This window comes from Micromonospora globispora (genome assembly GCF_003857015.1).
Lineage (GTDB): Bacteria > Actinomycetota > Actinomycetes > Mycobacteriales > Micromonosporaceae > Micromonospora > Micromonospora globispora.
The window spans coordinates 1-11,961 of sequence record NZ_QGGF01000314.1 but is presented as its reverse complement, the minus strand read 5'-3'; the positions used below and the strand labels follow the sequence as shown (position 1 = coordinate 11,961).

Sequence of the window (11,961 nt, the reverse complement as noted above, 5' to 3'; positions counted from 1 at the left end):
GCGCGGGGGCGGTGGCGGGATCACCGTCAGGTCATCAATGGGATCCTGTGGAAGCTGCGTACGGGTGCGCCGTGGCGTGACCTGCCGGAACGGTTCGGGCCGTGGAAGACCTGCCACGAACGGCTGCGTCGGTGGACGGCCGACGGGACGTGGGATCGGATCCTCGCGGCGGCGCAGGTGCACGACGACGGGACACCGGTGCAGTGGACGATCAGCATCGACTCGTCGATCGTGCGGGCGCACCAGCATGCCGCTGGCGCCCGCAAAAAGGGGGCTCCCCGACCAGTGCGGCGACGCCTGGTGCGCAAGATGGCGAGGCCATCGGCCGGTCCCGAGGCGGGCTGAGCACGAAGATCCACCTCGCCGTCGACGGACGTGGCCGGCCGTTGGCGATTCTGCTCACCCCAGGTCAGGCCGGCGACAACCCCCAGCTGCTGGCGCTACTGGACGCGATCTGCGTCAACGAGCCGGGACCGGGCCGACCCCGCAAACGCCCCGACGTACTGATCGCCGACAAGGGCTACGCCCACGACTCCACCCGCCGCGCTTTGCGGCACCGCGGGATCCGGCACGTCATCCCGGAACGCTCGGACCAGGTCGCCCGCCGGGCCGCCAAGGGCAGCGCCGGCGGGCGGCCACCCGCCTTCGACCGGGCGGTCTACAAGAAGCGCAACGTGGTGGAACGCTGCTTCAACCGCCTCAAGCAGTGGCGAGACCTGGCCACCCGCTACGTCAAACGCGCATCCCTCTACCGGGCCAGCCTCGTCCTCATCGCCGCCGTCATCTGGCTTCCATGATCGACAGAAAACCTAGTTGCTGCGTTTGCTGGCGTCGAGGGCAGCCTGCTCTACTCGCTGGCGGTAGTCCAGCCACCATGACTCGTCGGCGGGGGGCAGGTTGTCGTTCCTGGGCAGCAGCCCGGCCGCGCCGTCGATGAGTTCGCGCACGATGTCAGCGTGGCCGGCGTGCCGTTGTGTTTCCGCGATGACGTGGACCAGGACGTGGTGCAACGTGACCGCTGCATCGCCCCACCACGGCACACGGCCGACCTCATCCAGTGCAAGGGCTTCAATGGTGGTGTCGGCGTGGGCGATCGCGCGACGGTACAGTGCGACGATCTCCTCGCGGGTCTCATCCGCGGTCGCCCACATGTCGGCATTGGTCTCCGCTCCGTCGCCGACGTACGGCAGCTCCTGCTCGAACGGCCGGCCGAACACGACGCCGAAGTAGAGGATCTCCATGGCCGCCGAGTGCTTCACCAGACCGAGCAAGTTGGTGGCGGTCCGGGTCAACGGACGCCGAATATCGTATTCGCTGAGCCCGTCGAGCTTCCACAGCAGCGCGTCGCGGCCGCCCTTCAAGTAACTGTGCAGGTCTGCCTTCATCGCGGCACTATGGCATCCGGCTGGGTGTCGGCGCTGCCCCGGACGATCCACGGAGCTCATGATGGGCAGGACACGCCCTAGTCAAACGCCTCGGCTGGCCGCCCGATCCGATCAGGAATCGAGAAGCGCCTGGGTGCCGTTGGGCCTAGCCTTCCTGATGGCCGGCATCTCGCCGAGCCTTGAGCGAAAGGCAGCCTGGAAATGCCCGCAAAGAATACTAAGACCGAGTCCGACGGCTTCAGCGCCGAGGAGCGTGCCGCGATGAAGGAGCGCGCCGCCGAGCTGCGCGCCGAAGGCAAGAAGGGCACCAAGAAGGCCGACGAGCTGCAGGCGGTCCTCGACAGGATCGCGCAGATGGCGCCGGAGGATCGTGCGCTCGCCGAGCGCGTGCATATGACGGTGACCGCTACCGCCCCGCAGCTGTCGCCGAAGACCTGGTACGGGATGCCCGCCTACGCGAACGCGGACGGCAAGGTCGTCGTCTTCTTCCAGGACTCGGGGAAGTTCAACTACCGGTACTCGACCCTGGGCTTCCAGGACGCGGCCAACCTCGACGACGGGGACCTGTGGCCGGTGTCGTACGCGCTTCAGAAGTGGAGCCCGGCGGTAGAGAAGAAGGTCGTCGAGCTGGTGAAGGCTGCGGTCTCCTGACCGTTGCCGCGATCGCCGCGCGTGGCGCTCGGCTAGCGGCGCGGACGGCTCCGCCTCAGCACCCGCCGTCACGACCCTCCTTGCCACATCTCTGAGCGCTTTCTCGCATGCAGTCGCGCGTGAAGGACGGGCACCGACAGCGGCTATGACCGTGAACCGTGCGCGGCCCGCACGTTCATGCAGCCACGGCGTTGAGCGTCAGGGCCGGCCGACCGTGAGGTCGAGGCCGGTCGCGTTGGTCGCGGTGCCGGCGGCAGGTGTCCGCAAGCGGATGGCTCAGTGAGATGGGCGCAACTCGATGATCGAGCGCGAGCCGGCTGGCGTGAGCGAGCTGACCTCTAGGCCCGGTGACTCGGCCAGCTCGCCCAGCTGGTCGAGGGTGCGCTCCCGGCCCCGGACGTGGCAGAGCATGCGCAGGTCCCCTTCGGTGTCCGGTGTACCGCTCTGGGCATCGCCGATGTGGTCCACGACGAGCACCTTTCCCGTCTCCGAGGCTGCGTCGGCGCACCGTCGCAAGATGCGAAGGGCATCGTCATCATCCCAGTCGTGGAGGACACCCGAGAGCACGTAGCCGCCCGCTCCTGCGGGAAGGGCATCGAAGAAGCTGCCGACCTGGGTGCCGGCCCGGTGGCCCAGGCCGGCGGAGACGATGGCTTGCTCGGCGCGCGCCACCGGACCGGCCACGCGCATATCCATTGCTCCGCCGTCAGTTCCGCTCATCGGGTGACACGACAGTGCGCCGGGGTCCGATCGAGTGAACCCACGAGTCGACACCTTCGGGGCCGCCGAAGAGGTCACCGAGCACGAAGCCCTGACCAGAGCAGAGCGTGGCCAGTGAGATCGGGAGTCGTCAGCCCGAGGCTGCCGTTTGACGGCCATACCGTTCGGCCCCGCGCGCCTTGGCCTTCGCGGCCTCCACCTCGCGGTCGCGGGGAGGCGCCTTCGTCACGAGGCTGTCCAGTAGGGTCCGGGTGGCCGCCGTGACAGCGCGGATCGCGTCGCCGAACGCCTCCTCGTTGGCCGCGGACGGCCGTGTCGTGCCGCTGACTTTGCGCACGTATTGGATGGCGGCGGCCTCGATCTCATCGTCGGTCGCAGGCGGTTCAAAGTTGTGGAGCACGCGAATGTTCCTGCACATGCCTCTACCATGCCAGGCCGAGCCGACACCGGAAGATGGGTTACCAACGACGCCCGCATTGGCGATGTATGCCGCGCGTGCCCTGATCATCGCGAGCACTCGCCGACGGCCATGGCGGCGGCTGACCGGCGTGCGGAAGCTCCTCGCCGCCGGCCAGCCTGCTGCGCCGGCATGCCGTACCCATCGTTAGGGAGCTCAGTTCGGCCAAGACCGCAAGCGCTGGGCCTACGGCGTGGTGGGTCAGGGCAACGTGGCCCCTGTGCTCGGCATGGGTCCAGGGCGGAAAGGATCAGCGCGGGCCAAGACTTCCGCCGCCGCCCCATCCGCGACGTCGCGGCCACAGGGCTGCACATCGAGCACTACCAGCACTGCGCCCGCGGGGTGATCGAACGCCTCGCCGCCGTAAAACCCCGGGTGACGCCCGGAAACCTCAGTCCCCGGTGGAACCGGCAGCCTCGACGATCGAGACGGGAATGCCAAGTTCAACGGTACGGGAGACGGTGCACAGCCGTTCGTGCGACTGCTGCAGCGACCGGGGCAGCGCCTCGCGCGCCCTGTCGCCGTCCGCGCCCTGCGGAAACGTCACGGTGAACTCGACCGTGAGGTTCTGCATCCGGTTTCCTCCGGCCTCGTCCCGGATTTTGTCGCCCGTGACTTGGACGGAGAACTGAGTCGGCTCGGCGCGGCGGCTCGTGATGTGGTCCACGTCTATCGCGGTGCAGCCTCCGATGGCCGCCAGCAGCAGTTCCACCGGCGTGAAGCTGGCGTCCTCGCCCGTGCCCATCGACATCGATCCGCCGCGGACGTTCCGCAGGACGTACTTCCCCACGCTGGCGCGCTCGATCTCCACCGAGCGGAAGGTGTCCTCACTCATGACAGGGAAGCTACCCAGGCCTCCTGGAACCCGAGCCACCGGCCTGGCCGGCCGATCGGCCCATCCTCCGTCAAGTGACCGCCATATCAGGACAGCGTCGACCAGAAGTGCCGCGCCGACGCGCTGTGGGCCGTCCACCTCGGTCTCAGCTGAAAGTTCGACCGGTGCGTCGCGGCACGCGCGTCGACTCACCAGGCGAGTAGGCGCACAGGCGTCAACAGACGCGACCTGAACCACGCCGCGCGCTCACTCGGCGGCTACTTGTGAGCGCACGCCTGCCGACCGCGCCGCTCTACCAGGGTGCAGCCTGTGGCCGGCGTCGCAGCGCTGCAGCGCTGCAACGTGCCACAGTCCGCGCATGATCGACGAGACGGTGACCCGCCGGGTTGTTACGGAGTTCCTCACTTATGTCCGCTCCGGCCGGGACCTGAACCGCGTCACCGACCTAATGGCACCGGTCGTACTGGCGCACCAGGTGCAGTCGGAGGACGAGGTGACGATCGAGCGCACTCCGCAGAACTACGCCGAGCACGTCAGGGACATGATCGAAGCCTGGGGAGACTTCGAGTTGGACGTGCAGGATCTGCTGGTCGACGGCGCGAGGGCGTACGTTCGCCTGGTGCAGATCGGGCGGCATGCTCCAACAGGGCGGACCGTACGGCAAGTGAACGCGATCGTCTACCACATCGAGGACGGACGAATCACGCAATACTGGATGCAGATCGACCGTGCCGGCCTGGCGGCGCAGCTAGCCGAAGCTCCCGAGGCGTCCGGGGCGGCTTGAGCCGTCTGAGTGTCTCTGCTTCTCCTTGGCGGTCCCGTACTCTCACCGTCCGCCTTTTGCCCATCCGATCATCGGCAATGTAGGACGTGTTCCGCAGGGCGATCCACCAACACTCGACCAGCGGCGCTGGGCGTTGAGCGGCGTCTCCTCGGCGAGCGTCCGTGGCACTGCCTCATGCGGCAGATCCGGTCGTCCGGCGACTGCTCGGCGACCCGAGCGGCCTGCTCCGCTGAGGGCAGCTCAGCTCCGGCAGTGCGGCTCGGGGCGGGGCACTCCGACGGCCTCGCGAAACGCCTGGCTATGCAACAAACTCGGCCGACTGCACCCCGAATTTCGAGTCATTCCGTGTTGGCATGGGCGGCCTTGGCGGCCGCGTTGTCCACGCCCCGCCGTTGTGCTATCAGAAGGCACACCACGTCAAGCAGGATGTGGGTCGTCTGGTCGAAGAGGCTTGACAGCGGCTGGACGGTTGTCGCCTCACCCGGCTTGCGGTACTTGGTGGCGGCGGGCACGACGAGGACGGTCGCGGCGGCGCGGGCGAGGGGGCTGTCCGGGTCCGTCGTGACGGCGTGGACCGTGCCGCCGACTGTGTTGGCCTGGGCCGCGACGCGTACCGTGCCGTGGGTGGTGCCGGAGCCGGAGACCGCGACGATGGTATCGCCCGGGCCGAGGGCGGGCGTGGTGGTCTCACCGACGACGTGGACGTTGATGCCGAGGTGCATGAGGCGCATGGCGAAGGCCTTGGCCATGAAGCCGGATCTGCCCTCACCGGTGACGAGCACGTGGCGGGCGGCGAGGACGGTGTCGGCCAGAGCCCGTACCTGGTCGCGGTCGGCGGCGGCGAGCGCGGCGGTGATCTCGTCGCGGACGGTGTCGATGAGGTCGGTCACCGCGCCACCTCCGCGGTACGGGCGGCGGTGAGCAGGCCGGAGACCGCCGCCGCCGGGTCGTCCGCGCCGGTGACGGCCGAGCCGACGATGACCCTCAGGGCCGGTACGCCGGCCAGGGCCGGAATGTCGTCGACGCCGAGGCCGCCGGCGACCGCGACCCGCCGGCCGCGTGTCCACGGGCCGAGCAGCACGATTGGGCCGTGTCCGTGCGCCTGGCTGTCTTTGCCAATGTGGGCAGCGAGCACGACGTGGCCGGGGAGGCGGGCGGCGAGGGCGGCTCGGGCGGACTGGTCGAGCCCCATGAGGTCTACCATCACCTCCCGATCGTGCTCCTCGGCGACTTGGACGGCGGTGTCGATGGTGGCCGCCGCGACGAGACCGAGGACCGTGGCGGAGCGGGCGCCCGCGTCGTAGGCGACGGTGAATTCCCACCTGGCATCGTCGGCGGTCTTGAGGTCGGCGAGTACCGGGGTTCCGGCCGCCGCGTCGACGATCGTTTCGACGGCGTGCATGCCGTACCGCTTGATGAGGGAGGTGCCGACTTCGATCCAGTCGGCGAGCGGGGTCACGGCGGCCGTGATGTCGACGGCGCGCTCCAGCGGCATCCGGTCGAGGGCTACCTGTAGTTGCATCGGGTGGGTCCTTTCACGTGGTGACGAGGGCGAGGAAGCTGGCCAGTGCGGCACGGTCAGGCAGGCCGTCTCTGTCGCCGGGGTCGGTGGTGGCCAGCGCACCGACTGCCGCGGCCCGGCGCAGGCACTCTTGCATCGGCAGCCCGTCGAGATAACCGCTGATGAGTCCGGCGGCGAAGCCGTCGCCGGCGCCGACGGTGTCGACCACGGTCACCGGGAAGACCGGCTGGTGCCAGCGCCCACCGTCGGCGGTGTACAGGTCGGCGCCGGCAGCGCCGTTCTTGACGACGACTGCGGACACCCCGCGGTCCAGGTAGAACGACGCGATGGCCGCCGGGTCGGTGCTGCCGGTGAGCACCGCACCTTCGGCGACGCCGGGCAGCACCCAGTCTGCGCGTACGGCCAGGTCGTTGATGACTCGGACCATTTCGCTCTGGTCGTTCCACAGCACCGGTCGCAGGTTGGGGTCGAAGGAGACGGTGGCGCCGGCGGCGCGGGCGACGTCGATGGCCCGGGTGGCGAACGACCGGGCGGTAGGCGACAGGGCCGGCGGGATGCCGGTGAGGTGCAGATGGCGGCTGTCGGCGACGTACGCGTCGGTGGCCGGCGAGGGTGCCAGCCGGCTGCCGGCGGAGTTGCGCCGGAAGTAGACGACCTGCGGGTCGCCGCCGTCGGCCCGGCTCTTGAGCTGGAACCCGGTGGGCGCGTCGGCGTCGAGCGTGACGGTGGTCGTGTCGACGCCGGTGGCGGCGAGTTCGGCGACCGCGTACCGGCCGAAAGGATCGTCGCCGACGCGCCCGACCCAGCCGACCCGGTGGCCAAGTCGGGCCAGCCCGGTCGCGACATTGACTTCGGCGCCGGCCAACGCCCGGACGTAGGTGCTGACGTGGTCGAGCGGGCCCGGCTCGACGGCCACGAACATCGCCATCACCTCGCCGAACGTGACCGCGTCCAGTCCCCGCCTCATGCCGGTGCGCCAGTCAGCTGCGTGGCCGGGTTGTGCAGGGAGCCGATGCCGTCGACGGTGACGGTCACCTGGTCGCCCGGGTGTATGGCGGCGTACTCGCCCGGTGCGCCGGTGAGCACGACGTCGCCCGGACCGAGGGTCATGAACGAGGTGAGGTAGACGAGAATCTCGGTGACGTCACGGGCCAGGCGGGCGGTGGAGGCCGGCGCCAGAGGTGAGCCGTTGACGTGTATCCGAACGACGGCGTCGGACGGGTCGAGGTCGGTTTCGATCCACGGCCCGAGCGGCGTGAACCCGTCGTAGCCCTTGGCGGTCGTCCATAGTGGGTCCACCTGCTGGAGGTCGCGGGCGGTGACGTCGTTGGCGACGGTGTATCCCAACACGGCGTCGAGCGCGTCGACCGGGCGCAGGTGGCGTGCCGGGCGGCCGATGACGACCGCCAGCTCGCCCTCCACGTCGACCCGGCCGATGGCGGCGGGCAGGGGGATCGCCTCGTGCGGTCCGATTGCTGAGCGGGCGGGCTTGAGGAACGCCTGCGGCGGCAGGTTGCGGTCGGCCGGGCCGGTGTTGTGTGCCATCCCGACGATGGTGCGGGGCTCCACAGGCGCCAGAAGCCGCACGTCGCGCAGCCGGAGCGAGGTCCGGCCGGGGTTTACGGCGTGCCGGTCGGTGGGCAGCGTGTGGGGGTCGTCGAGGAGGGTGAGGCGGTCACCCTCCACGACGCCGTACCCGATGCCGCCCGCGTGGGCGGCGCGGGCGATCCGCATTGATGTCTCTTCCTACTCGGCGGGGACCGGGGTGGGTAGCACGGTGGCGGCGCTGGCCCTGGACACCCGCACCAGCGGCACGATCCCGGCTGCGGCGGCAAGCGACAGCGCCATCAGCAGGAAGGACGCGGCGTTGGAGCCGGTGCTGTCGTTGAGCCAGCCGACCAGATACGAGCCGGCGAAGCCCCCCAGCGCACCGAAGCTGTTGATCAGTGCGATCGACGCGCCGGCGACGTTGCGGGGCAGGAACTCCGGGATGTAGGCGAAATACGGGCCGTACGGGGCGTACATGGCCGCACCGGCGATCACCAGCAGCGGGAACGACAGCCAGAAATGCCGCGGCCCGAGCAGGTACGAGCCGTAGAACGCGGCGGCGCCGAGCAGGAGCCACGGCCACACGTACGCGGAGCGACGCCCGGAGCGATCGGAGGCGCGGCTGTTGACCAGCATCACGATGACGGCCAGCGCGTACGGCGCGCCGGAGATGACGCCCGTCAGGCCGATGCCCTCGCCGGAACCGGCCTTGACGATCGAGGGCAGCCAGAACACGAACCCGTAGACGCCGATGCTCCACAGGAGGTACTGGACTGACAGCAGGACCACGTTGCGGGAGCGGAACGCCTCTCGGTACGAGCCGACCGGGTTGAGCATCTTCTGCTCTTCGGCCAGCGCGTTGACCACGCCGTCACGCTCGGCGGGGTCGAGCCACCGCGCCTGTTCGGGCTTGTCGTCCACCATCTTCCAGAACACGAAGGCCCAGATGACGGCCGGCAGCCCCTCGATGATGAACATGCCGCGCCACGACGTTGCCTCGATCAGGTAGCCGGAGACCACGGTCAGCCAGAGCACGGTGACCGGGTTGCCGAGAATGAGGTAGGTGTTCGCGCGCCCGCGTTCAGGCTTGGTGAACCAGTGCGACAGGAAGATCACCATGGCCGGCAGGACCGCAGCCTCGACCACACCGATCAGGAAGCGGACGACCATCAGGAGGCCGACGTTGGAGACCAGGCCCTGCAGGGAGGCCAGCACCCCCCAGGCGATGAGGCTCCAGAAGATGAGCTTCTTGACGCTGCGCCGTTCGGCGTAGATCGCGCCGGGGATCTGGAACAGGAAGTAGCCGAGGAAGAACAGCGCGCCGAGCAGCGCCGCGACGCCGCCGGTGATGGCCAGGTCTTCCTTCATGCCGCCGGCGACGCCGACGGAGTAGTTGGACCGGTCCAGGTAGGCGAGGCTGTAGGTAACGAAGACGATGGGCAGCAGGCGGCCCCAGCGTTGACGGCCAAGCGCGACCGGCTCGGAGGGGGGCCGAGAGGGTACGGTCATTGATCTCTCCTTCTTGCCACGATGTGAGAAGGCTTCCCGCGATGCAGCAATCCTGCGCCGCTGTTAAGATCACGTCAATACCTTGTTTCGCTACCTGACGATGGCTTGCCGCGATGCGGCATGATTAGGCGATGTGACCAACCCAAAGACGGACGAGACGGGAAGTCGCACCACGAGTCCCGCCGCCCGCGATGCGTCCGACATGGTGAGCAAGGCCCTGCGACTCCTGAGCCTGCTCGGTGACCGGCCTGGCGGCATCGCCCTGTCCGAGCTGTCGCGCGTCGCCGGCTTCCCCACCAGTACCACCTACCGGCTGCTCGGCACTCTCGTCCGCGAGGGCTACGCGCGTTTCGACGACGCCAGCAAGCGATACACCCTCGGGCTCAAGGTCTTCGAGCTCGGTCAGCGGGTCTCCCACGCCTTCGGGTTCACCGGCATCGCGCTGCCGGTGATGCAACGGGTCTCCGCGCACACCCGGGAAGCGACGCTGATGTCAGTGCGCGACGATGACAAGCAGCTCTACGTCCACTACGTCGAGGGCCCCCGACAGGTCAGCGTGATCGGTGAGCCGGGCAAGCACGGCCCGCTGCACTGCACCGCGATGGGCAAGGTCCTCGTCGCGTACGCCCCCGCCCCGGCGCGGGAGGAACTGGTCGCCACGCTTCCCCTCGAGTCGCTCGGCCCGAACACCATCACGGACCGGGATGCGTTCCGCGTTGAGATCGACACCGTCCGCTCCCGGGGGTACGCGATCGCCGACGAGGAGCACGAGGCGGGCATCCGCGCGGTCGGCGTGCCGATCCTCGACCCGACCGGTACGGCGACAGCCGCGCTCTCGGTTGCCGCCCCCGCGTTTCGTACCCCGATCGAGGACCTGGTCGGGCAGGTGCCCATCCTGACCGAAGCCGCCCGGGAGCTGGCCCTGCTGCTACCACCCCGTCGTTGAACGCAGCACCGGGATGCCACCGGGCCCTCGGCGTGCTTCGATCATCGGTGAGCGGAGCTCGGCTCCACGGCGACAACCAGCCGGGTGTGGACCTTGGAGGCCGGTAGTCACGAACGACAGGCCAAGGCAGGCCCCCACGAGGATGATCGGCACCGCGGGCACACGCCATCGTCTGCGCATGCGCACACGGTCGCATCCGTTGGCAACGGCACAACTTCCCCAAGGCGAAGGGGCGGGAGCGGCAGGCTCCCACCCCGTTGAACCTGGCCCCGTTGACCCGGCTCAGCGTCGCCGGAAAAGGCAGACGAGCGCCGTCCGCTCACTGGTCATGGCTTTGCCTTCGGCGGCGGCCATGTTGGCCAGCATCCAGCCTTCCGCCTCGATGGCCTGAATCTGTTCAGCGATGCCGGCCATGGGAGCAGTGACACGGCTGTTGGTGGTGGCCTCGATAATCTTGTAGACCAGGATGTGGTTGCCCTTGGCGAGCGCCTCCCGGGCATGCTTGCCGGCTTCGTTGGCCTTGGCGTTGTTGATCCAGCCCATTGCGGTCCTATCTGAGTTGAGGAGTTGGGAACAGCATGCGGAGCGGGGCAATGCCTATAGCAACTTGGCTATCGCATGCCCCACCACAGTGGAATCGGTTGCGCCTTTAGCGAGCGTTGCGCTGGCGACCCACCTCGAGCAGGTGGTCGAGGGCTTCCCGCGACCTACCGGTCACCGTCGCGAGCGTCCCGAGCGGATCCTTGTGCCGGCGACCGGTCAGGTCCTCGAAGACCTCGAGCAGATCCGACTCAAACCCATCGGCCACCGCACCCCGCACCTGAGCCAGCTCGGCGAGCCGGCCTTCGATGTACCGCCGCACCATCACCTGGTACGCCCCGACGCTCGGCAGCTCGTGGAACTCGGCCACCATGTCGTCGACCTGCCGACCCATCCGGTGCAGGACCTCCGACGTGACGCCGCGTTCCCGGATCTCGGGCGCCGCGTCGTCGGCGAGGCGGATGACGACCTCGTCGGGTCCGGTGATGCTCATCGGTCCTGGGTCGGTGTGCCAGCGCGCGGTGATGACGCATCCCGTGTCCTTACGGGACAGCTCGACGGGCTGATCCGCGCGATCGTCGGTGTCGGGGGACATTGCGCACGTGTCCTTTCGGCGCCTCGTGGGCGCGTCGTTGGCCGGCCGGGATGGCGGCCGGTGTTATCGGTTGGTCGACCTGCTCAGGGGGTGGCCGCGCCCAGGACGCTGCCGAAGAACATCAGGACGGTGAAGGCGATCATCGGGCCGACGAAGACGTAGCCCAGGACGAGGCCGGCGACCGCCATGCCGTGCCCGGTCCTGGTGCCGTCGCGGGTTTCTCGCAGGGCGAGGTGGCCGAGAACGACGGCCAGGATGCAGGGCAGCCCGAAGAGGCACCAGCCGCCGAGCACGCCGAGGATCCCGAGGACCAGCGACGCCGTCGCCATGCCCGAGGTCAGCTGCGGCTGCCCGGCTACCCGCGGCGCGGCCGGCGGGTAGCCGCCGGGCTGGTACGGCGCGGCCGACACCGGCGGGTACGTCGCGGGCAGGCCGGACACCGGCGGGTACGGCCCCGGGACGCCGGCGA

At 69.2% G+C, this 11,961-nt stretch carries 16 protein-coding genes; 4 read left to right on the top strand and 12 right to left on the bottom strand.

Annotated elements, in window-relative coordinates; genetic code table 11:
• Positions 1-797 (top strand): IS5 family transposase gene (locus tag DKL51_RS15495; RefSeq protein WP_185734812.1). Its coding sequence is split into 2 segments (ribosomal slippage), with 798 coding nucleotides annotated over them: positions 1-265 and positions 265-797; the frame shifts between segments, so codons are not numbered across the junction. This gene is flagged as partial in the annotation.
• Between the two features lie 12 nt (positions 798-809).
• On the opposite strand, the gene DKL51_RS15490 is transcribed toward DKL51_RS15495, so the two are convergent.
• A complete protein-coding gene (locus DKL51_RS15490) occupies positions 810-1,385 on the bottom strand; it encodes a DinB family protein (RefSeq protein ID WP_109944902.1) in 576 nt (191 codons plus the stop codon).
• Between the two features lie 201 nt (positions 1,386-1,586).
• Between DKL51_RS15490 and DKL51_RS15485 the strand changes: the two genes are divergently transcribed.
• Positions 1,587-2,036, top strand: coding sequence for a hypothetical protein (locus tag DKL51_RS15485; RefSeq protein ID WP_109944903.1), 450 nt, complete (start codon positions 1,587-1,589; stop codon positions 2,034-2,036).
• A gap of 276 nt (positions 2,037-2,312) precedes the next feature.
• Here DKL51_RS15485 and DKL51_RS15480 read toward each other — a convergent pair whose 3' ends face one another.
• The 3 genes from DKL51_RS15480 to DKL51_RS15470 all read right to left on the bottom strand — a co-directional run bounded on the left by DKL51_RS15480 (position 2,313) and on the right by DKL51_RS15470 (position 4,048).
• The gene (locus tag DKL51_RS15480; protein ID WP_243422396.1) at positions 2,313-2,756 is read right to left on the bottom strand and encodes a methyltransferase; all 444 of its coding nucleotides are present in this window, start codon (positions 2,754-2,756) and stop codon (positions 2,313-2,315) included.
• A gap of 130 nt (positions 2,757-2,886) precedes the next feature.
• The gene (locus DKL51_RS15475) at positions 2,887-3,174 is read right to left on the bottom strand and encodes a DUF2277 domain-containing protein (RefSeq protein WP_109944905.1); all 288 of its coding nucleotides are present in this window, start codon (positions 3,172-3,174) and stop codon (positions 2,887-2,889) included.
• A 430-nt stretch (positions 3,175-3,604) separates the two neighbouring features.
• Positions 3,605-4,048, bottom strand: coding sequence for an OsmC family protein (locus DKL51_RS15470; protein ID WP_109964503.1), 444 nt, complete (start codon positions 4,046-4,048; stop codon positions 3,605-3,607).
• Positions 4,049-4,406: 358 nt separating this feature from the next.
• Between DKL51_RS15470 and DKL51_RS15465 the strand changes: the two genes are divergently transcribed.
• The gene (locus DKL51_RS15465) at positions 4,407-4,832 is read left to right on the top strand and encodes an ester cyclase (RefSeq protein WP_109944907.1); all 426 of its coding nucleotides are present in this window, start codon (positions 4,407-4,409) and stop codon (positions 4,830-4,832) included.
• 338 nt (positions 4,833-5,170) lie between these two features.
• Here the strand turns inward: DKL51_RS15465 and hxlB are convergent, their stop codons facing one another.
• Genes hxlB through DKL51_RS15440 form a run of 5 tightly spaced genes read right to left on the bottom strand, consistent with a single transcriptional unit; the run spans position 5,171 to position 9,411 of the window.
• On the bottom strand, positions 5,171-5,722 hold the full coding sequence (gene hxlB, locus DKL51_RS15460; protein ID WP_109944908.1) for a 6-phospho-3-hexuloisomerase: 552 nt from the start codon (positions 5,720-5,722) through the stop codon (positions 5,171-5,173).
• On the bottom strand, positions 5,719-6,354 hold the full coding sequence (locus DKL51_RS15455; protein WP_109944909.1) for an orotidine 5'-phosphate decarboxylase / HUMPS family protein: 636 nt from the start codon (positions 6,352-6,354) through the stop codon (positions 5,719-5,721). The genes hxlB and DKL51_RS15455 overlap by 4 nt, the downstream gene beginning before the upstream one ends.
• A 13-nt stretch (positions 6,355-6,367) precedes the next feature.
• Positions 6,368-7,321, bottom strand: a complete 954-nt coding sequence (locus DKL51_RS15450) for a sugar kinase (RefSeq protein WP_109944910.1) — start codon at positions 7,319-7,321, stop codon at positions 6,368-6,370.
• Positions 7,318-8,088, bottom strand: a complete 771-nt coding sequence (locus tag DKL51_RS15445) for a fumarylacetoacetate hydrolase family protein (protein ID WP_124812189.1) — start codon at positions 8,086-8,088, stop codon at positions 7,318-7,320. The genes DKL51_RS15450 and DKL51_RS15445 overlap by 4 nt, the downstream gene beginning before the upstream one ends.
• A gap of 12 nt (positions 8,089-8,100) precedes the next feature.
• The gene (locus DKL51_RS15440) at positions 8,101-9,411 is read right to left on the bottom strand and encodes an MFS transporter (protein WP_124812188.1); all 1,311 of its coding nucleotides are present in this window, start codon (positions 9,409-9,411) and stop codon (positions 8,101-8,103) included.
• A 133-nt stretch (positions 9,412-9,544) separates the two neighbouring features.
• Here DKL51_RS15440 and DKL51_RS15435 point away from each other — a divergent pair, with 133 nt between their 5' ends.
• Positions 9,545-10,357, top strand: coding sequence for an IclR family transcriptional regulator (locus DKL51_RS15435; RefSeq protein WP_221623189.1), 813 nt, complete (start codon positions 9,545-9,547; stop codon positions 10,355-10,357).
• Between the two features lie 282 nt (positions 10,358-10,639).
• On the opposite strand, the gene DKL51_RS15430 is transcribed toward DKL51_RS15435, so the two are convergent.
• From DKL51_RS15430 to DKL51_RS15420, 3 genes are all read right to left on the bottom strand, one after another.
• The gene (locus DKL51_RS15430; protein ID WP_109944914.1) at positions 10,640-10,900 is read right to left on the bottom strand and encodes a hypothetical protein; all 261 of its coding nucleotides are present in this window, start codon (positions 10,898-10,900) and stop codon (positions 10,640-10,642) included.
• Between the two features lie 106 nt (positions 10,901-11,006).
• On the bottom strand, positions 11,007-11,492 hold the full coding sequence (locus DKL51_RS15425; protein ID WP_124812187.1) for a hypothetical protein: 486 nt from the start codon (positions 11,490-11,492) through the stop codon (positions 11,007-11,009).
• An 83-nt stretch (positions 11,493-11,575) separates the two neighbouring features.
• Positions 11,576-11,961: DUF4190 domain-containing protein (locus DKL51_RS15420; protein ID WP_148097794.1), on the bottom strand; the 386-nt coding region annotated here is incomplete at its 5' end.